This window comes from Vibrio sp. RC586 (genome assembly GCF_000176715.1).
Classification (GTDB): domain Bacteria; phylum Pseudomonadota; class Gammaproteobacteria; order Enterobacterales; family Vibrionaceae; genus Vibrio.
The window spans coordinates 802,023-821,250 of the sequence record NZ_ADBD01000007.1 but is presented as its reverse complement, the minus strand read 5'-3'; the positions used below and the strand labels follow the sequence as shown (position 1 = coordinate 821,250).

Below are 19,228 nucleotides of genomic sequence, written 5' to 3'. Positions count from 1 at the left end.
TACTAGATTAATGTTTGGATTTATTTATTTGTTCAATAGCTAACTCAATGAGTTGGCTTTTTGTTAATTTTAAATCATAACATAAATTATTAAGTTTTCTCTCTATTTCTTTATCTACTCGTAAATTTATTGATTTCTTATCTTTTACACTAAGCCTATATTTTTGTTGAGACCAAGATCTTTTCATTTTTTCTAAGAAGTAATCTTTGCTTCCAATTTCTGGTATGAAATAATCCTCTTGCCATAAGTCGAGTAGAGTTAAGCATGAGTAATACTTATAATCAATATCTTCGTTATTGTTTATAAACCAAAGTTCTATGTTTGATTTTTTAAAGTATTCTACTATCCAGTAAATTTGAACTGTGTTTTTTTTATCTATCCAATCATGATTGTTGTTTTTTAATGCTGAACTCCATTTTTTCTTTAATTCATCCATCATTACTATTGCTTCCTTTTTATTTATCGACATAAAGAAAAGCAATAAATGCTCATGCATTAAATCAAAGCTATGTGTTATATTTGGATCAAAATGATTTAATATGGATATTTTGGATTGAATATCTACGTCTGTTATTTTATCTAATATTACATTTTTGAAGCTTTTAGATGATAATATTGTAAGTTCCTCTAAAATAGATGTTTGGTTGTAATAGATGAATAGCAATGAGAATAAAAAAAGACACTGGCGTGAGTTGCCCATTTTTATCCATTCTAAATCAGATGTTGATACTAATCTTTTGGGTCTGTCAATTTTTAAATAATCATTCACTTCTGCTATTGAAGGATTTTTTTTGTCTATGTCTCTAGAATTGACTTGATGGCGATTCGCTCCATTTGATATTTCAATAATATCATTTATTATTGAGTTTATTTTTGAATTAATAGCATTTCTATCATGCTTTATACTAAATATTTTTTTGTTGAATTTATATTCTCTTGTATCATTTGAATTCAACAATAGATGGTGTGCGACTAATTCAAATATATCATTTGAAATTAAATTATATATGTCATTTTCTAAATAATCTTGTGTTATATCCATTTTGTATTTTCGTTATTTGTTGTCTGTTTATTGTCTGTTTATTGTCTGTTTTTTAATTGTTTATTGAAGTTTTTTTGATTGTAATAGGCAATTTTTTTGTAGTTTTATTGTCGATCTTTATAGTGTCTTTATAGTGTCTTTATAGTGGCTCAAGTCTATGCACTTAAGGCATTTATGCGATGAAGTGAGCATTTTCTTATGTGGTGAAACTCTCTGCGTTGATTTTTGACGCTGCGGTAATGTTTTTCCAGAGTGGCAGAACGTGACATTGTCTCTAGATGTGCGTTGGAACAGAAGGTGGGTAGCTAAGGTAGTAAGTTCGATTATGTTGGTATAGTAATATAGGTTTAGTAAGCACATTAAAAATAACAAGGTGGATATCTTCTATGAACAAGTTAATCATAGAGGTGACTAATGAAACGTTTAATTCAAAATCCGAACCTGACTCTTTTCTATGGCGAGAGTTTTTTATCTAACACTGTCATTAAAGGATATGGTCCATTATGTGAGGAATATTTGATTGCCATTAGGGATGTTTTAGATATCTCTTTATCTGAATATAATCGAGTTTACGTGCAGAGAATTGATCTTAGATACCCTAGCTATTATACAGGGCATAATTGTGGCGATATTTCTAGGTTTTTTTCTTCGTTAAAAGCAAAAATAAAACATGACTTAAAAACAAAGGGTAAGGCTGGTAAATGTACGTTAAGATACGTTTGGGTAAGGGAGCAATTAAGTTCAGGGAATCCTCATTACCATGTGGCATTATTTCTTAATAAAGATGTTTACTTTTGTTTGGGGAATATTACTAAGGATAGTGATAATTTTTCTTCAATGATAAAAGCAGCGTGGGCAAGTGCTTTAGGTATTGAATACTTTGAGGTGAAAAGTAGTGTGCATTTCCCAAGTAACTCTACTTATTACATTTATAAGGGGAAAGATCCTTATCAAGAGGAATACCGACAGTGTTTTTATCGCTTAAGCTACTTGGCTAAAATTGATACGAAAATCTATTCGAATGGATTAAAAAATTTCTCGACTAGTCGAAAATAAAAAAAAGAGGCTCGCCTCTTTTTAATGGTTACATTTAAAACCCAAATGTATATCGTAAACCACCGAAAAATAGACCAGCGATAGAGCCTATGACTTTACCTAGGATCTCGCCTGGTTTTCCGAAAATAGATCCGATATCGGAGCCAATAGATGCGCCTTGTAAAGTTGTTTCTACAATGGCTTCCCAAAGGCTTAAGGTGGTTTTTTTATTGTAATCGCTGGCATCGTTATCTTTCCAATTATCTGCATCATTGGAAATGGTACGATTTGCCAGCATTACTCGTTTATTGTTTGGTAGTATTTCGACAATGGTATAAAGCAATTTTGATAGGTTGTAAGGCCTCTGGCGATTGACTCCATCACTGTAGCCCGCTACAAAGTAAAGAGTCTTAACATTTATCTGTGTGGCTTTATGTATACGTCTTGCTATCGAGTTTTGTTGTTTCTCCAGAAATACCTTAGCCTTGTCCGTTGGTAGATTGTCGCTGTAGTTCCATGATTCAGGTCCTTTCAATGCAACGTCGGCTTGATTCACCGCAACGATGAGCCGTTTTTCGGCTTCATCGCCTAATTGCGGGATAACAATGTCATTGATGAGTCTCAATGGCGTACCCAGATCGCGAGAGCCGCCATCAAGTATCACGAGAACTAAATCAATGACCAACTGACCATGGTCATCTCGTTTGTTGAGAAGCTGTTTAATGGCCTGTACGTGTTTTTTATCCTCATCGATCCCATCTCCAAGCCCTGGAGTGTCCCATAGCACGAGATTATTTAAGTGGTAACACTGAACACATTCCGTGTGCGGATCACTATCGATGCCGACTTGGGCAACCGTCATGTCAAATAGAGCGTTGATGGTGGAGCTTTTCCCAGAGCCTGTGGAACCTGTGATCAGAATATTCAGTGATGCTTTGCGAAGGAAAGATAAGTTACTTAGTAACTTATCTTTCGTGGTTGAATCTAACGAGTTGTGAAGAATGTTAGTTTCTAGAGTTGAGAATAAATCAGTAGTTTTCATTGTTGTGGATCCTCTTTTAATGTTGAGATGATGAACTTGGAGAGCGCGGAGCCCCAGAGCACGGTGATTATCTTTATGAACCTGTCGGTTTTTTGATGGAACTAAGGAGCTGAGGTTAATGAAATATCATCAAAAGCTTCCGTTGCGACATAGGCGAGAAAGTTACTCTCCCATAACTGGTAGAGCTCTCGCGCATCACGGTTACCTACGATAGGATTCCATCCGTGATAGGCGGTGAAGAAATCCCCACGCTGGAAATCAAAATCCAAGCAGCGTTCTAGCTCAGGAAAGTGGTTGCCGACATAAGCAAAATCCGTGATGTATTCAATGCTCCATTGGCCATCACTAGACTGAATCAGTGCAATTTCTACCGGATGAAAACCGCCATCTTCGGCACTGTAAGAACTGTCTCGAAAGTTCATGACAACCTCTTTGCTGGTGGCCTGAACTTCACTTTTTGCTTGATGTTCAGAAAGTATGTTAGCGAGTAGGGCATGAAACGGTTTGGAAATGGAAAGGTGGGTGGGTTGAACAAAATGTTAGACATGGTTATGCCTCCTACAAAAATAAGATTCGATTAAGAAGAATCGCCTTGGGTTAGCGAATCATGGTGAGTTGAATATCTTGCAACGCTTGTTTGGCAAGGTGGCGCTCAAATGCGGAGCACCAGCTATAAAACAGGTCTAGCACGGCTGGGTGAGCTAAATCAGCAGAACCGGCATCAGGCTGGTAACACCAACGGTTAGCAAGGTGAAAGTAGAGCTCGACATCCAACGAGTCATGCCTGTCATTCTGATAAGAAAAACTGGCGATAAACGCGATGGACCACAGGGACTCGTTGCTTTCTCGCTTGAACTGTATTTCGACCGGATGTAGGCCCTGGCGAGAGCTGTAATAGTTTGGATCTCGACAGTTGAGGACTATTCGCTCTGCCTCTTGTGGGATGTCAAAGCGACGAAGTATCGCGCTCAACGTATGACAAAAGCTGTCAGCTAACTGGATCGTTTGATAGCTTTCCACAATCATAGCCAGCCCCTTTCTGCAAATGACACGCTGCTTTTGCCAACGACCACATGGTCTAGCACACGAATATCTACCAGTGATAAGGCGTCTTTTAAGCGCTGAGTAATACGCCTATCGGCTTGTGAAGGCTCCGGATCGCCAGAGGGATGGTTATGCGCAAAGATCACCGCTGCTGCGTTAACGTTTAGTGCCTCCTTTAGTACCTCTCTTGGGTAGACACTGGCGGCGTCGACCGTACCGCGAAAGAGCTCCTTAAATTCAATTAGCCGATGCTGGTTATCCAAAAACAGTACGGCAAACATTTCGTGCTCGTATCCAGCAAGTTTACAGCGCAAGTATTCCGTGGTGTTTTCCGTACGTGCAAAGGTTTCACCGCGCACATAACGCTGTTCAAGGATCTCTGCTGCTTCTTCCAGTACTCGATGCTCATAAGCTCGTTGCGAGAGTAAATAGCTGTGGCGAGGGAAATGAGTCATAGCCTGCTCCTTAACAATAGTGGGAAGGTTCACAGTGATGACATATATCTAAATTGGCTTTGAATATAGGTAAGGCTCTGATTTAACTATTTTTTACAGAGTCAGTTCATCCCATGGGACAACAAGACATAGGAGAACATCCCATGAGATTTCTGAAACTAAAAGAAGTAATGGAAAAGACCGCACTAAGCCGTTCAGCAATTTACCGCAAAATGAATGATGGCGAGTTTCCACAGTCGGTGAGCTTGGGAGAAAGGGCGATTGCCTGGGTGGAAAGCGAAGTGGATGAGTGGATGGAAATGCGTTTGGAGCGGCGTTAGTGGATTTATGGAGGAAGTCTGATGCGTGAAATGAAAAGCGCTGCCAAGTAAAATGGCAGCGCAAGATATTGAGCGCATCACTTAGAACATAGCGCTCTAGATAGGATTGTGGATAGACCAACCTTCTCATTTCGAAATAAATCACAAAGAGTAAATATTTAACTGGCAAGATTCCAAATACAAGCTGCTATGAAGAAGGCTAAGCTGACATAGCCAAGCCCCTTTAATGCTAAATCATAAAGATGTTCGTTATTCCTCTTGTCATAATGATCCACCACAATAATGATGCAGCAGATAGCTAGCACCACAAAAGAGCCAAATAAAACAAAAATCGAATCACCGATAAAAGTAACGCCATGTCCTCGTTTGGAAGGTAAGTAAATTTCTCCGTGGTTAATACCAAACAAACCATAGAGTACTAACCCAGCCGCAATCGATAGAAAGAGAATTCGAATATTTTTGGGTATGACATTTGGTTTATAAGGTTTACTTTTTTTAATAAACTCATACTCACCATTTCGTTTGTTAAGAAAGGATTTCTTAACAAACAGCTTAATGATGAACTCTTCCTCTTGTGACGTGTAGTAGCCCTTATTAAGCTTTGAAAACATTACCTTAGCTATCTCAGGGCTTATATCTTCTTTACCTTGATACAATATCTTCCGCTGCTCAAGATGAAAGTAAACGCGATTCAGCATCCGCTTATATTACCTAATCATTTTAAGTCTGAATGTTGTTGTGACCGAGTCAAGCTGGTGGTTAATCTTGCATTACTGATTGCAAATTACATCTCGACCATAGCTATCAACTTCTTCTTGAGTGGCAAGCATCACAAATGAGCCACAAGGAACACGTAGAGAATTTGGGTCATCATAGGCCGCATACGTTGAGTATGTATGCGTGGCCATGTAGTAAATTGAACTCCCCCAAATTGCAGCACATAGGGCTAAAAACCAAAGAACACTTGACTTATTTCGCCACCGCTCTGGAATCCAATCCCATAGCTGCTCGCTATGAAACGTCATTCGATACAGGTCATAGTTAGCCCACTGGGAGCACAAGCAAGCTGATAAGCTCCAAAAAACTACATCGGGGATGATAACCCCACTAACAAACTCAATTCCCGCTAGAGCAGCTATCCAAAGCATAGATAAAGAAAGAAGTACTAAGCCTTTCAAATACATACGCTTATAGAAGTAGTATAGAAAGCCACCAAAAAACGCCGCGAAATTAGAAATAAAAAACATACGTTCTTTAAAAGACAATGCTCTATAAGCTTCACTCTTTAAAATCAAAGCATGGCTGAGTTCATCTGCCCCTAGATTTTTCAATAGATGAAAACGGCTCTTCCACTTATTACTAACATCTAAGTCATCAATTGTATTTATACTGTTTTGCAAACTATTAAACCTCTCTCGAATTAAATACCAAGCGTTGTTTACGCCAAAGAATAAGGCTCTACGTCAACGTAAGCCTTCTATGAGTAAGAACTCTTTCCTACCCAAAAAGCTTTTACACAGGGCTACCTCTAGATGGTCATATCGAAGTAAATTATTTTTGTAGCTGCTCTTGAATGGTCACCATGAGGTTCTAAAGCATCACCTTGTCGAACGGCGGGTTTACCATCGATAAATACATCACCACTTCCCGCGATAATGGGCGTCGGCGGGAAGTAATCATGCTCAGAGCCGATATCACCGAGTCTTGCTGCTCCTGGTATCTTGGTTCTCCTAGCGTGATACTACGACTCGTCCATCAATCATGGAGAAGTAGGGTAAGACAGAGAAAATTAAATTTTGCTCATCGGAACCAATTCTCAGGGGGGAATGCCCTCGTTTATCTTCTAATTGTACTAGGCGTCCTCCCATGTAGCTTTTTAACTTGTACTCATGCCACTCGCGTCTAGGTTCAATTTTTCCATCGCTGTACCTCTTAAAGGTGGATTCAAAACCAACAGCATCAAAAAACTCATCAGGGGTAGAATAATAAGCTTCTGCCATTGCATTCTCCCTATTTGAAAGAGACCAAGCCATATTTAGCCCTTCCAAATCGCGTTTTTCCATTAATGTTAGGAGATTGGTATACGCACGGTAGAGCTGTTTCATCTGCTCAGGGTTGTCTTCACGAATTGGCGTTGCATCCACCCAGCGCCAGCGCGGGATAGTTTTAATATAAATCGGACGAGTAAAGTCGGTTAATCGATGAGATGTAACACCATCGACATTTACTAACGGGGTTTTATGGTTATCGGGGTAAATTGTTGAGGTTTTTACGTTTGGCTTACCATCGATAATGGTTGCGGTTAGGTTAGAGAGTTCTTGTTTGTTACCATCAGGAAATGCGCCAAAGATAGTGAGCTCACAACGATCGTTTTCGTGATAAGTAAAGTCGCCGTTGTATGCACCACTCGGAACAGTTCCAATACTAAATTCGTTCTCTCCTGGCTGTAAAAAAGCGGTCGCATTAAATCCAGATGAAAATGTACCAGAATCTGAGCCGAGATTATCTAATTGCTCCATGCCGTTTATTTGTCCACCACAAAAGATGGTGTTTGAATTGATGTTCGCCGTGTAGAGCACAGGCGGTTTTTCACCTTCGTTATCGATTTTTACATCAACCGTTGAGACTTGTTCTCTGATTGGTATTAAATCACTCTCCCTAGAACAAGCGGAGAGCGTAATGACTAAGCAGCCGATGATTGGTAGTAATAGATTCAAGTGCATATTTTACCCAATGAGCACGTTCGCAGATGCGGAGGCAATAGTGCCTCCACAATCAATCGCATCACCGAGACGAGCTGCGGGTTTGCCATTGATAAAAACGCCGGATGATCCACCGGAAACCGCTCTTGGATGGTCACCATGAGGTGTTTTCGGGCATGGACAACCATGAGGCTCTAAAGCATCACCTTGTCGAACGGCGGGTTTACCATCGATAAACACATCACCACTTCCTGCGATAATGGGCGTCGGCGGGAAGCAATCATGCTCAGAGCCGATATCACCGAGTCTTGCTGCTCTTGGCATCTTGGTTCTCCTAGCGCGATATGACGATTCGTCCATCAATCATGGAGAAGTAGGGCGTAGGTGAATAGACGAGGTCGTTCTTAGTAGAACCAATCCTTAAAGGAGAATGACCTCTCGTATCTTCGAGTCTTACTAATCGACCTCCCATATAACTTTTTAATTTATATTCATGCCATTCACGTCTAGGTCTGACTTCTCCATCTCCATATCTTTCAAAGGTCGATTCAAAGCCAACAGCATCAAAAAATTCATCAGGGGTTGAATAATAAGCTTCGGCCATTGCTTTCTCTCTGTTGGAAAGAGACCAAGCCATTTTTAGCCCTTCAAAATCGCGTTTTTCCATTAATGTTAGGAGATTGGTATACGCACGGTAGAGCTGTTTCATCTGCTCAGGGTTATCTTCACGAATTGGCGTCGCATCCACCCAGCGCCAGCGAGGGATAGTTTTAATATAAATCGGACGAGTAAAGTCGGTTAATCGATGAGATATAACGCCATCGACATTTGCTAACGGGGTTTTATGGTTATCGGGGTAAATTGTGGAGGTTTTTACGTTTGGCTTACCATCGATAATGGTTGCGGTTAGGTTAGAGAGTTCTTGTTTGTTACCATCAGGAAATGCGCCAAAGATAGTGAGCTCACAACGATCGTTTTCGTGATAAGTAAAGTCGCCGTTGTATGCACCACTCGGAACAGTTCCAATACTAAATTCGTTCTCTCCTGGCTGTAAAAAAGCGGTCGCATTAAATCCAGATGAAAATGTACCAGAATCTGAGCCGAGATTATCTAATTGCTCCATGCCGTTTATTTTTCCACCACAAAAGATGGTTTTTGAATTGATATTCGCCGTATAGAGCACTGGCGGTTTTTCACCTTCGTTATCGATTGTTATGGATACGGTTGAGACCTGTTCTCTGATATTCATTCGTTCCTCGTCATTCCCTGTACAGCCACTCAGTAATAACAGGGTTATTAGGGTTAAATATTGTTTCTTCATTAGACTCTTCTTATCCGCCAATTAAGGTTGTGCGATAGCGGGAATTGGTTTCACTTAATGCCTTGGCCCAAATCCACTCTTTGGTATATGTGTTCTTGGCACTTACTTCAACAGAGTTTTCAGAGCTTCCCCAGCCGCCCCAAAAGCCGCTGTTTCCTTTGGTTGACTCTGTTCCTTCTTTAGCAATATCTCCTGATATCTCAATTTTTACTTCTGCTTTAATCCCATCGTGGAAAAAAATCAGTTCTACAAGAGGTTTTTTGTCTTTAATTTTGCTTCTTAGAGCAATTTTTCCTTCTGCAACCACCTTGGCTTCTAATAAAAATGCCCCTTCCACGACCCAAACTTTTGCCCCTCCTCTTAAATTGACTAAAGAAGAGAGTGTGACCGTTGCCACCTGCGACAGATCGTATTTGGCGGGGTGCTCCGAATTGAAGGTAACTGTGCCGGAAGCATCGAGCTTTGTAGCTAGTGAAATGAAAAACTCTGCGCCTGCGTAAGCACCGATTTCTCCGGCTTTAACTTTTTCTTCTAGCTGTTTAGCTTGTTTTCGAATTTCTGCGACGGCCTTTTCCATTTTAAAGTATGCTGCTGCCGCCAAAATTAAGTCGAGACTGATTTTTAAGTCACATAGAGGATCGAACTTTAAGGTTACATTACCGGTCGTCACCACTTTTGAATCGACAATCTCACTACTTCTCTTGCCCTCTAGGACAAGTTTTGGTGGCCCAAAGTCAAGACTGACCAGTTTTACTTTATCCGCTCCAGTGTTTTGGTAAGTACCATTTTTTAAGTGCTCAACGATGCCAATGATACCGTTAATCAAGCTCCATTGTTCTCGGAAGTTTTCAAAGGAGTCTTGTATGTTTTTGACTTTAACTAAATTGCTTTTAGTCATTGTCTTTGATGCAGAGTACTCGGTTTTTGAACTTCCTTGAGATACGGTCAACGTGCCAGAAAGATTAAATTTCTTTTTGATCTCTTGAGTGGGGATCGGAGTGCCATCATGCATCCCCTTTTTTTGACGCTCTATATATTGCGTATATCTATCTTCATCACTTAGATTAGATTTCGAGCCTGAATAGTCGAGAGTTAGCTTCGATTCAATGTCGACCTTTGGATAGACTTCAATGTAAGTGTCATAAGGGATATTACCCAACAGATATTGAACAGGTGGTGATAACCACAGCGTTTGCTGTGTTTGTGGTTTTCCCGCGCATTGAGTAATGCATACTTTATATCGAGTATAGGGAATTCCGGTAAATCCATCTTGAGCCAATAAGTATTGTATTGCGCTAAACAAGTCGACGTCTTGCCCAGACTTTTGACGGTAGAACAAAGTATGGTCTTTACATTGCGAAGTCGAAAGCGCTTCTGAGAAAGAGCGTTCGTCCGATAAGTAACCGGTTGGGCATGTAGTCAGGTTGTTGGTGCATTTTCCTTCTATCGCAATGTTGACTTTAGTTCCTTGACCTTTATCGACAAGCTTAATGGTCGAAAATTTGTTATCGCCATTTTTAAACTCGAATAGTCCAGCATCACTGGTGATTTGGTAGCGAACTAGACAATCGCCTTTTAGATTACAACGGCAAGCAACACCTGCCGGGTGTTTACATAACATGAGTTGTCCTTACTTCAGACTGAAGACGCATGATTCGGTAATCCGCTGGGTATTGAGTGTTCGATAACAGTGTTTGCCACGGTTTAGGAAAGTTAAGCAGGCTAGTAATTTTCTCATCTGAACACCACTGTGCAACCCTTTTGATGTGAGTTGGAAGGGAGATCTCCCATTCAATCAATTGGTTGACCAGCGCTTTACTAAAAACTTTGTCTTTATCACCAACCATGCTGGCAACTTCATCGACCAAGTTTTGCTCGCACTGAGCAAGGATGGCTTGGTAATGAGTGTGCTCTATGGGAAACGGCGTGAATGCTTCATACCCAAATGGGCGATAGGGTGTCAGCATCGGCTCGAAATCTGACGCTCGTTGCTGAGGGAATGTGGTATGAACGCTTTGTATCGGGCCGAGGAAGTGGTTTAGCCACAGAGGCTCAAATCCATCGAGTACAGCCCATAACACACGTGGATCGTAGTAACGAAAAAACAGCCGCTCTTTAGTCTGCAGGATCTCAATGTTCATCAGACGGCGAAGATGAGTACGAAGTGCCTTGTGGTCATACTCTGATTGAAGGAAAAATCCCCACGGTGCATTTTTCGTGGTGAGCTGCGTGGTAAGCTCAGGAGTCATGAGCACCAGAAAAGGGGCCACTAAGGCAAAGTCTTTCTCGATTGGCTCTGGAAATAAACACCAATGTTGGTTATTCGACTCTTTCACTTTTGCAATAAACTCAGGTGCAACGGCTCGATCCACCACCGCATAATTGACTAAATGACGCATCAGCTCATCTCCGGGCAGTTAGCGACAAAAGCGCTCCCTGCTGAAGCGGCAGCTTCCAACACATCCGCGCTTGAAGGAAGGGCTAGTGAGCCGGGGGAGCCTCCCGATTTAATCAAGATGGTGCCACCATCTATCGCGACACCACTGGCATCAATCACAACAAAACTTCCGCCAACTTGTAGGGTAATTTTACTGCCACTTTTTATCGTAATGTCCCCGTCGGCACTGACCCCGATGGCACCAGCGATTTTGCGTGCTAAATCACCGCCGATGGACTCGTGTTTATCCCCTTGAGTATCAGAGACATAGTTCCCTTTTGTGACCTGACTTTGTGAGCCATCTACCGTGAGCTTACGATCATTAGCAACAACATGCATTTCATCATGGCCAATACTGACCGATTGATCGTAATTGATTCTGGAGTGGCTGGAGTTTTCTACTTTGACCTGCATATCTTTCTGCGCATGCAGATAAATCAGCTCTTTACCCGCTTGGTCTTCAAAGCTGAGTTCGTTAAAACCCTCTCCTTGATGCGTATCACTGCGCAGTACCGTCTTCGTTTTGTTTTCTGGTAAAGGGTAAGGAGGCGTATTGGTTGCATGGTAAGTGCGCCCAGTGATAATCGGTTGATCCGGATCGCCGTTTAAAAAGGAGACAATCACCTCATGACCAATACGAGGGATGGTGATCATGCCGTATTGGCTACCAGCCCAACCTTGTGACACCCGTACCCAACATGAGCTTTGCTCATCGCCATACGAGTAACGATCCCAATGGAAATGAACTTTGACTCGTCCATATTCATCACAGAAAATCTCTTCACCTTTAGGGCCGACTACGGTGGCTATCATTGGTCCGTCGACTAAAGGTTTAGGTTGTGGCGTGGCTTGCCAATTTAAATGCGCAGGAATTACCGTAAATTGGTTAGCATACGTTGTTGCACCACTGCCACCTTCCTCTTCCATGGCTTGCGGTTGGGTGCCGTGGTGATGAACGCTTATCAGCAGCCAATCCCGATTCATAGCCGTATTCAGGTGATCTTGTAATGTAAACTTATAGCCAGCTCTCAGTAGTGGTTGGTTACTTTTTCCAGAGCCTGTATGGGCCTCACGTCTTAAATATTCCAACCGTACTTGACTAAACGCTTTACCATTGAGGTCATCCTTATAACGACCCGGAGCATCAAAGTGAGAGTATATGGCCTGTTGGTAAGCCATCTCTTCCCCTTGAGTCCTTTGTAAGAAGGAATAGTTTGGCTTTTTGAAACTGTAATCTTTGAGTTCGACGTCACTGACTTGGGTTTCAGTTCGCGAGGTCAATCCTGAAATATAAGGCGTGTCTTGTGTGCCACCAGCTAATGCATTGTAGGGGATAGGCTCGGCTAATTTATTGAGTGTCGCGCTAGAGTCACTGAATAACAGCGTGTGTTTACCGGCTTCGTGGGTAAAGCAATAAACGAGTCCCTCTTCGGCGGCTAAGCGGTGCAGAAAATCAAGATCCGTTTCCCGATATTGAACACAAAACTCACGTTGTTCACATTCCCGTTCTAGAGCAAAGGCGTAATCGTTGATCCCCATTTCTTGTAAGATCACAGACAAGATTTCAGGAACGGTTTTACGTTGAAAAATACGACTGTTGTGACGCAACGATAGACGTTCAAGAGCAGGTACTAGCGTTAAGGAATAGAGGGTGTAGTGATGACCGATATCCCCTTGAGAAAAAGCACGCACAATGCCGTGTACCCGTTGGACTAATTGACCATCACGGAACATTCTCAGCTCAGCAGATTTATCGACGACCTGCGCCGCACTGAGATGAGGTTGTCGACTGGCTAAAGCAATTTCATATCGAAAGCCGTAGCAGGGGGCGTATTGAAAAACCGTGTTCGAGAGAGACTCCTGTCCCTCAAAGCTGGTCACAACGAGCGTTTCATCACCGAGCCCGTCGATGTGTATCGTATAAGCTAATGTCGCCATTACGCCTTCCTTCTCTGATACGGAAAATGACAAAAACCTTAAACTCAGTGCACCGCAGAATCGATAGGCTGAGTTTAAGGTTTTCAGCCGCTCACCCGAAAGTGAGCGACCGTATCGGAGCGCGAATTACGCTTCGATTGGCTTACGCCAGTCATCGGAGCCTGAAGTCCCCGCGTTAACGTGATCCCAGGTGATTTTGCGGTAAGACAGAGACACTGTCAGGTTTTGAGTGAAGTCTGCTTTGGCTGGATCTTGGCAGTGTGGCATTTCACAGTGAATATCTACGATAGAAGCGTTTTCCAGCTTAGTCGTGAAGAAGTTCTCTTGTTTACCTTCTAGAGATGTACGGTACCACTTCAGCTCAACGGACTTCAGCTTCTCGCCTGAAGAAAGCGCATTGTACAGTAGAGGAACCGCTTTATTCAGCGCCACAGTAAATTTGAATGGCTTGTGAACGCGCTGGCCTGAAGGCTGACCCGATTGTGGATCGGTAGGTACTGTTACTGTGTGATCAAATTGCTGAACCAGCATCTCATCTTCGTGACCTTCAACAAATGAATCACCGATAGAATCTGCAGTACACGCACCAGCAGTAATCAGACCCTGAGTTTGGCCTTCAATCTTGATATAACATGGAGTTGGCATGATGAATCCTTATAAATGTACGAGGAGTAAAACATTGGCCCATAACAGGGCAAGTCACATGCCATAACTCAAGACTAACAATATCAATAGGTTATTCTGATTTCTTTGACATTCCGGGCAGGTTTTTGCCCGCATCGAGCAATACTTTACCCAGCGAGCAATATTTTGTTGCTTCTATTTCCCCAAATCCAGACTAGGTTTTTTGACCATATTGGAGGCTTGCTGGCTTATGAAGAGCCGTTGTCTCCTATGAAATCGGTATAGCTATACCTGAGTTCTTAACCACTTCGACGTGTAATGTCGAAACTATCACGAACACATCTTATTGATTATGCTACCTTATGCCCATTGTTAGACAATCGGCATATATAGCTTGACCATACACACTCTTCAAGAACGGCATCGGTTTTTAGAAATGCTAGCCTTGTGGCAAGGCTATGTTCGGAACAAAGATCTGATCGATCAGTTTTCGATTACCCGCCAACAAGCCTATCAGGATATCCGAGCCTACCAAGAGCAACATCCTGAACGGTTAAAGAAAATGGTGTCTGGCCCTTATCAATTTAGCGCGCAATATCTCTTTGAAGCCCCCAAACACTCGCTTGAGCATTATTTGCAATGGTTCAGTACGGGTCAGTTTTATGCGCCTCAGTCATCATTTAATGCCGCGCTGGGTGAGCACTGCTGCGTTCCACAGCGTTATGTTGCACCACAGGTGATTGCCGCGCTAACGGCAGCGATTCGTCAGCAAAAACGCCTTGAGCTTGGCTATGTGTCACTGTCCAATCCCGAATGGGAAGGGCGAATTTTCCACCCCCATACCTTGGTTAAAACGGGTTTGCGTTGGCATGTTCGTGGCTACTGTGAAAAATCGCAGGACTATCGCGATTTGGTCTTAAGCCGTTGCCGCGGTGATGCAGAATTACTCGATACTTCAGATCACACCAAAGAGGGCGATCTGGTTTGGAATACGCAGGTGGGTTTAATTTTCGCCCCTGATCCACGCTTAAATGACGAGCAAAAAGAAGTCATCGCCCACGATTACCAAATGGAAAACGGACAACTGCGCATAACCACACGTGCCGCATTGGTTGATTACCTACTCAAAGAGATGCAAGTCAAAACCCACTATCTCGAAGGCACGCCAGAAGCCCAACAACTGATTTTGGTTAACCCACGTGACGTCAAACCCTGGTTATTTGAACGTTAAAACTCAGCCAAGCCACGCTTAGGTAAAGTTACTTTACCTGAATAAATGCGCAGGATTGAGCTTAGGAAACAGATGCATAAAGTAGATGCATGAACGCTAAGCATGGAGCAAAAAATGGACGATCTCTCACCCTCTGATCTTAAAGTCATCCTGCACTCAAAGCGCGCCAATATGTATTACTTGGAATATTGCCGCGTGATGCAAAAAGATGGCCGCGTGCTCTACTTGACCGAAGCCGACAAAGAAAACCTCTACTTCAATATTCCGATTGCCAACACCACCGTACTCATGCTCGGCAATGGCACCTCCATTACTCAAGCGGCCATGCGCATGCTCTCACAGGCTGGCGTATTGGTTGGATTTTGTGGCGGCGGCGGTACGCCACTGCACATGGCTTGCGAGGTCGAATGGTTCACGCCTCAGAGCGAATATCGTCCAACAGAATACTTACAAGGCTGGCTCTCATTCTGGTTTGATGATGAAAAGCGCTTGGCCGCCGCCAAACAATTTCAAAACGCACGGATTGATTACTTGCAGCGAGTTTGGCGATCAGACCGAGAATTAACGCTTGAGAAATTTAATCTACAAGATGAAGTAATAAAGCAATCCCTTGATACCTTTCACCAACGTACTGAAGCCGCGAGTAAACCGGCCGATCTGCTTCTCACTGAAGCGCAGCTCACTAAAGCCCTGTACAAGTACGCCGCCAATAACACAGGCAAAGAAGGCTTTACGCGTCAGCATCAGCCGGATAAAAAATGCACCGACAAAGCCAACGATTTTCTCAATCACGGCAACTATTTAGCCTACGGGCTTGCGGCAAGCTGCCTGTGGGTGCTTGGTATTCCGCACGGCTTTGCTGTCATGCATGGCAAAACCCGCCGAGGCGCTTTGGTATTTGATGTCGCGGACTTAATCAAAGATGCCATTGTGCTGCCGTGGGCTTTTGTTTGCGCCAAAGAGAACGCCAGCGAACAAGAGTTTCGCCAGCAAATTCTGCAAGCCTTCATCGAACACAAAGCGCTCGACTTCATGTTCGATACAGTGAAACACGTCGCACTGCCAGGTAAAGAGGAAGAAGAGCGCGAGGCACACCAATTATGATGGTCACCTTTGTGAGTCAATGCGAGAAAAACGCCCTCAAGAAAACCCGCCGTGTACTGGATGCCTTCGCCAACCGCATTGGTGATAACACCTGGCAAACCCTTATCACCGAAGAAGGGCTACTCACGGTGAAAAAAATGCTTCGCCAAACCGCCAGCCGCAGTACCGCAGTCAGTTGCCACTGGATCCGCTCTCGCTCAAGAAGTCAGTTGTTATGGGTAGTGGGCAATAAAAAGAAATTTAATAGTGAGGGCATTGTGCCGGTGAATTACACAGAAAAAGAGGTTTTTATGGATGTAGTAACAGACAAACCCAAGCACGGTGTGTTGTATGCCAATACCCAATTACAGCCACTGAGTGAGCATTTATTTGCGGTGGGCTATGTTGCCGAGCAGCTGCACCGTCAGTTATTTCCAGACAATACACAGCTTTCACTGACAAATTTTATTGCAGGTTGTTTGCATGATTTAGGGAAAATTGATCCTAAGTTTCAAGAGTGGGTAACCAATCCTAAAAAGAAAGAGTACATAGCAGACGATGGTCAGCATATTGATGATGCTAAATTTAGCTTCGACAAGCACCCAAGGCATAACGAAATCTCTCTGTTACTCTATCAATTGCTTGATAGCGCTGAACTTAAATTCCTAAACCCAAGTAATAAACGTTCAGTAAAACATGCGGTGTATTGGCATCATGCGAAGCCATTTCGTAAAGAAAAAAATGGCTTTGACACCTATAAAGACATCAGCAAAAAGTTCTTGGCAAATCAGAAGAATATGGGTCTATGCGCTATTTTAGGTCAAGCTCAAACACTGCTTAAGCAGGTTATAGGTATTGATAAAAAATATCGTTATTTAACTGATAGTTTTCTTGAAAAAGTCTTCTTAGTTGAAGTTGAACAGGATGTAGAGGCGAATTTGCCCGATGCGCCGCCTTTACCCAGCTATAAAGAATATGAATTTGAAGAGTCGGTATCGGCTAATAGCGACAATGTTAAAGTCAATGCACAAAACAACATTGTACGTGCTTGTTTGATCACCGCTGATCGTGCCATATCGGCATTAAGTGCAGAAGAGCTACACACTGCCATATTTGAGCGCCAGTTAGATCAAATAGTAACCGAGTTACTGGAAGTGGAAACCACACTTACCTCTGATATTGATACTTGCTTAAACGCCTTTTTCCCAACGAGTGATCGCAGTAAAAAGCAACACGATATCGCCAAGCAACTAACCTCAGCCGAGGATATTGCAGTGCTTGCGGGGGCGGCAGGTAGTGGTAAAACTAAAATTGCTTTAGAGTGGGCAAAATTGCAGGGTGCAAAACGGATTATTTGGGTGTGTCCACGCGTACAAGTTTGCCAAGGATTGTTTTATGAGTTGACCTCCGAGCAGTACCTACCTAATAGCCTCATTGAAATAAATACGGGTGAATTTAAATTTCATAATCAGTGGGATAACCCTATTGCGGATGACAAAAACTTTTCTGGCGATATTGTTATCACAACCATAGATCAAATACTTGGCTCAGTAATAAGTCACACTAAAGCGAATACGCTTATTGATTTTTTAAATGTGCATGTTGTGTTTGATGAGTTCCATGAATGCGTCAATATGCCAGCGTTTAATTTGCTATTTGCAGAATTAATTGCGGCAAAAAAAATGCAACAAGATCAAGCTAAGGCCTTATTAGTGTCGGCAACGCCACATTATGTCTTTGTTGAAGATTTACTCGGTATTCATCCTGATGATATTAAAGTCATGCCCTCGTTCAATCCAAGCCAGTATCAGATTGATTTTAAAATCTTTGATGATACTAATTTAAGCGAGATAAACCCGCTATTTGCTCAGCAAAGTGAGTGTACTTTTGTGATCAGTAACATGGCGCTCACGGCACAGAACAGTTTTATTGCAAATCAGCACAACGAGAATGCGGTATTGCTACATTCAAAATTTATCAAAAGTGATAAGCGTAAATGGTTTGGTGAAGTGTACGAGGCATACAAGCGCGGGGGTACTCGTAAATATGAAGTGCTACGCAGTGGGCCGATAGTACAAGCATCACTTAACATCAGCTGTGATTATATGGTGGCCGAAATCACCAGCGCTGAAGATTGCTTACAGCGCTTAGGTCGTTTAGATCGCTTTGGTGAAAATAGTCACGTCAATACCTATACGTTAGCCGTGCCAGAGTCCATAGCCAATGGCAAAGGTAAAAGTCCGGCTGCGGGATTTCTATCAAAAATGTATACCTTGAGTTCTGTTCGGGCTTGGTATCAGTTTTTACACAACGAATTGGCAGGCAAGACTTTTACGTTGCCAGATATTTATCAGCTTTATTTTGCATTTCATCACACTGAACGTAATCGAGAGTTTATCGCGAGTGACTTAGTGGCCGCCCTAAAAAATAGTGTGCAGCAAATTCATTTAAAAGTAGTTGATCCTATAACCGTTCCACCCAAAAACAGCAAAGATAAAAAACGCACCAAGATCAGCAAAGTATCACTGCGCGGTGATAATCGGTTTGTGCAATTGGCAGTGGTAGATTTAACTCAAGCTAAGCCGGAATATATCGAAGCTTACGCTTATTCAATTCCACTGGATGATATAAGTAATATCGACAATCTTACATACCCGACTGGTGCTATTTGTGGTTACGGCCAAAGTGATAAAGACCTTTTAGCACATATGTTTAAAAAGCATCACAATATTATTGGGGGCACGAGTAAAGCGTTTACCGATAAGATTTTACTCAATGAAGCGCGAGACCCTGAATCACCGATCTATTTAAGTTATACCTCGAACGATTTATTGCAAGTGGGCGGCGAAAGTGCTCGCCATCCTCATGCAATTTATTACGCCATTTGCGAGAAGCAAGCTATTGGCGCTATGTCCATTACACAAATTAATCAAACCACAGAAGATGAGGAATAA

Annotated in this window: 20 protein-coding genes; 5 read left to right on the top strand and 15 right to left on the bottom strand. The window is 42.5% G+C overall.

Annotated elements, in window-relative coordinates:
• Positions 1–7: 7 nt before the first annotated feature.
• Positions 8–1,042 carry a hypothetical protein gene (locus tag VOA_RS10560; protein WP_000355642.1) on the bottom strand — a complete coding sequence of 345 codons (1,035 nt, stop codon included), beginning with the start codon at positions 1,040–1,042 and terminating at the stop codon, positions 8–10.
• A gap of 414 nt (positions 1,043–1,456) precedes the next feature.
• Here VOA_RS10560 and VOA_RS0117685 point away from each other — a divergent pair, with 414 nt between their 5' ends.
• On the top strand, positions 1,457–2,098 hold the full coding sequence (locus VOA_RS0117685) for an inovirus Gp2 family protein (protein ID WP_000825659.1): 642 nt from the start codon (positions 1,457–1,459) through the stop codon (positions 2,096–2,098).
• A 34-nt stretch (positions 2,099–2,132) separates the two neighbouring features.
• On the opposite strand, the gene VOA_RS10565 is transcribed toward VOA_RS0117685, so the two are convergent.
• From VOA_RS10565 to radC, 4 genes are all read right to left on the bottom strand, one after another.
• Positions 2,133–3,119 (bottom strand): GTPase family protein, encoded by a 987-nt coding sequence (locus tag VOA_RS10565; RefSeq protein WP_000858604.1) that lies wholly within the window; start codon positions 3,117–3,119, stop codon positions 2,133–2,135.
• A gap of 101 nt (positions 3,120–3,220) precedes the next feature.
• Positions 3,221–3,631: a DUF2787 domain-containing protein gene (locus VOA_RS10570; protein WP_050395386.1), complete on the bottom strand. Its 411-nt coding sequence runs from the start codon at positions 3,629–3,631 to the stop codon at positions 3,221–3,223.
• An 85-nt stretch (positions 3,632–3,716) separates the two neighbouring features.
• The gene (locus VOA_RS10575; protein WP_000634671.1) at positions 3,717–4,145 is read right to left on the bottom strand and encodes a DUF2787 domain-containing protein; all 429 of its coding nucleotides are present in this window, start codon (positions 4,143–4,145) and stop codon (positions 3,717–3,719) included.
• A complete protein-coding gene (gene radC, locus VOA_RS10580) occupies positions 4,142–4,618 on the bottom strand; it encodes a RadC family protein (protein WP_000148679.1) in 477 nt (158 codons plus the stop codon). Before radC ends, VOA_RS10575 begins: the two co-directional genes overlap by 4 nt.
• 143 nt (positions 4,619–4,761) lie before the next feature.
• On the opposite strand from radC, the gene VOA_RS10585 reads away from it, so the two are divergent.
• The gene (locus tag VOA_RS10585) at positions 4,762–4,938 is read left to right on the top strand and encodes an AlpA family transcriptional regulator (RefSeq protein ID WP_001211491.1); all 177 of its coding nucleotides are present in this window, start codon (positions 4,762–4,764) and stop codon (positions 4,936–4,938) included.
• A gap of 158 nt (positions 4,939–5,096) precedes the next feature.
• On the opposite strand, the gene VOA_RS10590 is transcribed toward VOA_RS10585, so the two are convergent.
• The 10 genes from VOA_RS10590 to hcp-2 form a co-directional block, all read right to left on the bottom strand.
• Positions 5,097–5,636, bottom strand: coding sequence for a hypothetical protein (locus tag VOA_RS10590; protein WP_000934804.1), 540 nt, complete (start codon positions 5,634–5,636; stop codon positions 5,097–5,099).
• Positions 5,637–5,708: 72 nt separating this feature from the next.
• Positions 5,709–6,338 (bottom strand): DUF2628 domain-containing protein, encoded by a 630-nt coding sequence (locus tag VOA_RS10595; protein ID WP_001181552.1) that lies wholly within the window; start codon positions 6,336–6,338, stop codon positions 5,709–5,711.
• Positions 6,339–6,466: 128 nt separating this feature from the next.
• The gene (locus tag VOA_RS19105; protein ID WP_079993816.1) at positions 6,467–6,658 is read right to left on the bottom strand and encodes a PAAR domain-containing protein; all 192 of its coding nucleotides are present in this window, start codon (positions 6,656–6,658) and stop codon (positions 6,467–6,469) included.
• 10 nt (positions 6,659–6,668) lie between these two features.
• Complete coding sequence (locus VOA_RS0117680) at positions 6,669–7,457, bottom strand: glycosyl hydrolase (RefSeq protein WP_032468224.1); 789 nt, start codon at positions 7,455–7,457, stop codon at positions 6,669–6,671.
• A 207-nt stretch (positions 7,458–7,664) separates the two neighbouring features.
• Positions 7,665–7,964 (bottom strand): type VI secretion system PAAR protein, encoded by a 300-nt coding sequence (locus tag VOA_RS10600; RefSeq protein ID WP_001136809.1) that lies wholly within the window; start codon positions 7,962–7,964, stop codon positions 7,665–7,667.
• Positions 7,965–7,974: 10 nt separating this feature from the next.
• Positions 7,975–8,763, bottom strand: a complete 789-nt coding sequence (locus VOA_RS0117675; RefSeq protein ID WP_032468223.1) for a glycosyl hydrolase — start codon at positions 8,761–8,763, stop codon at positions 7,975–7,977.
• Between the two features lie 208 nt (positions 8,764–8,971).
• Entirely contained in the window at positions 8,972–10,582 is a 1,611-nt protein-coding gene (locus tag VOA_RS10605; RefSeq protein ID WP_000882291.1) for a hypothetical protein, read from the bottom strand.
• On the bottom strand, positions 10,572–11,360 hold the full coding sequence (locus VOA_RS10610; protein ID WP_001216278.1) for a DUF4123 domain-containing protein: 789 nt from the start codon (positions 11,358–11,360) through the stop codon (positions 10,572–10,574). Before VOA_RS10610 ends, VOA_RS10605 begins: the two co-directional genes overlap by 11 nt.
• Complete coding sequence (gene tssI / locus VOA_RS10615) at positions 11,360–13,336, bottom strand: type VI secretion system Vgr family protein (RefSeq protein WP_000212149.1); 1,977 nt, start codon at positions 13,334–13,336, stop codon at positions 11,360–11,362. Before tssI ends, VOA_RS10610 begins: the two co-directional genes overlap by 1 nt.
• A gap of 126 nt (positions 13,337–13,462) precedes the next feature.
• Complete coding sequence (hcp-2, locus tag VOA_RS10620; RefSeq protein WP_001142919.1) at positions 13,463–13,981, bottom strand: type VI secretion system effector Hcp-2; 519 nt, start codon at positions 13,979–13,981, stop codon at positions 13,463–13,465.
• Between the two features lie 415 nt (positions 13,982–14,396).
• Here hcp-2 and VOA_RS10625 point away from each other — a divergent pair, with 415 nt between their 5' ends.
• The 3 genes from VOA_RS10625 to VOA_RS10635 all read left to right on the top strand — a co-directional run bounded on the left by VOA_RS10625 (position 14,397) and on the right by VOA_RS10635 (position 19,228).
• Positions 14,397–15,191: a WYL domain-containing protein gene (locus VOA_RS10625; protein ID WP_000880611.1), complete on the top strand. Its 795-nt coding sequence runs from the start codon at positions 14,397–14,399 to the stop codon at positions 15,189–15,191.
• A gap of 114 nt (positions 15,192–15,305) precedes the next feature.
• On the top strand, positions 15,306–16,295 hold the full coding sequence (cas1f, locus tag VOA_RS10630; protein WP_000342415.1) for a type I-F CRISPR-associated endonuclease Cas1f: 990 nt from the start codon (positions 15,306–15,308) through the stop codon (positions 16,293–16,295).
• A complete protein-coding gene (locus VOA_RS10635; protein ID WP_000989811.1) occupies positions 16,292–19,228 on the top strand; it encodes a CRISPR-associated endonuclease Cas3'' in 2,937 nt (978 codons plus the stop codon). The genes cas1f and VOA_RS10635 overlap by 4 nt, the downstream gene beginning before the upstream one ends.

Bases quoted from the DNA above. Each gene is read 5' to 3' on its own strand.
- VOA_RS10625 (WP_000880611.1), top strand. From the start codon at position 14,397: ATGCTAGCCTTGTGGCAAGGCTATGTTCGGAACAAAGATCTGATCGAT.
- VOA_RS0117675 (WP_032468223.1), bottom strand. From the start codon at position 8,763: ATGGAGCAATTAGATAATCTCGGCTCAGATTCTGGTACATTTTCATCT.
- cas1f (WP_000342415.1), top strand. From the start codon at position 15,306: ATGGACGATCTCTCACCCTCTGATCTTAAAGTCATCCTGCACTCAAAG.
- VOA_RS10600 (WP_001136809.1), bottom strand. From the start codon at position 7,964: ATGCCAAGAGCAGCAAGACTCGGTGATATCGGCTCTGAGCATGATTGC.
- VOA_RS10610 (WP_001216278.1), bottom strand. From the start codon at position 11,360: ATGCGTCATTTAGTCAATTATGCGGTGGTGGATCGAGCCGTTGCACCT.
- VOA_RS0117685 (WP_000825659.1), top strand. From the start codon at position 1,457: ATGAAACGTTTAATTCAAAATCCGAACCTGACTCTTTTCTATGGCGAG.
- hcp-2 (WP_001142919.1), bottom strand. From the start codon at position 13,981: ATGCCAACTCCATGTTATATCAAGATTGAAGGCCAAACTCAGGGTCTG.
- VOA_RS10560 (WP_000355642.1), bottom strand. From the start codon at position 1,042: ATGGATATAACACAAGATTATTTAGAAAATGACATATATAATTTAATT.
- VOA_RS10635 (WP_000989811.1), top strand. From the start codon at position 16,292: ATGATGGTCACCTTTGTGAGTCAATGCGAGAAAAACGCCCTCAAGAAA.
- tssI (WP_000212149.1), bottom strand. From the start codon at position 13,336: ATGGCGACATTAGCTTATACGATACACATCGACGGGCTCGGTGATGAA.
- VOA_RS10575 (WP_000634671.1), bottom strand. From the start codon at position 4,145: ATGATTGTGGAAAGCTATCAAACGATCCAGTTAGCTGACAGCTTTTGT.
- VOA_RS10585 (WP_001211491.1), top strand. From the start codon at position 4,762: ATGAGATTTCTGAAACTAAAAGAAGTAATGGAAAAGACCGCACTAAGC.
- radC (WP_000148679.1), bottom strand. From the start codon at position 4,618: ATGACTCATTTCCCTCGCCACAGCTATTTACTCTCGCAACGAGCTTAT.
- VOA_RS0117680 (WP_032468224.1), bottom strand. From the start codon at position 7,457: ATGGAGCAATTAGATAATCTCGGCTCAGATTCTGGTACATTTTCATCT.
- VOA_RS10565 (WP_000858604.1), bottom strand. From the start codon at position 3,119: ATGAAAACTACTGATTTATTCTCAACTCTAGAAACTAACATTCTTCAC.
- VOA_RS10590 (WP_000934804.1), bottom strand. From the start codon at position 5,636: ATGCTGAATCGCGTTTACTTTCATCTTGAGCAGCGGAAGATATTGTAT.
- VOA_RS10605 (WP_000882291.1), bottom strand. From the start codon at position 10,582: ATGTTATGTAAACACCCGGCAGGTGTTGCTTGCCGTTGTAATCTAAAA.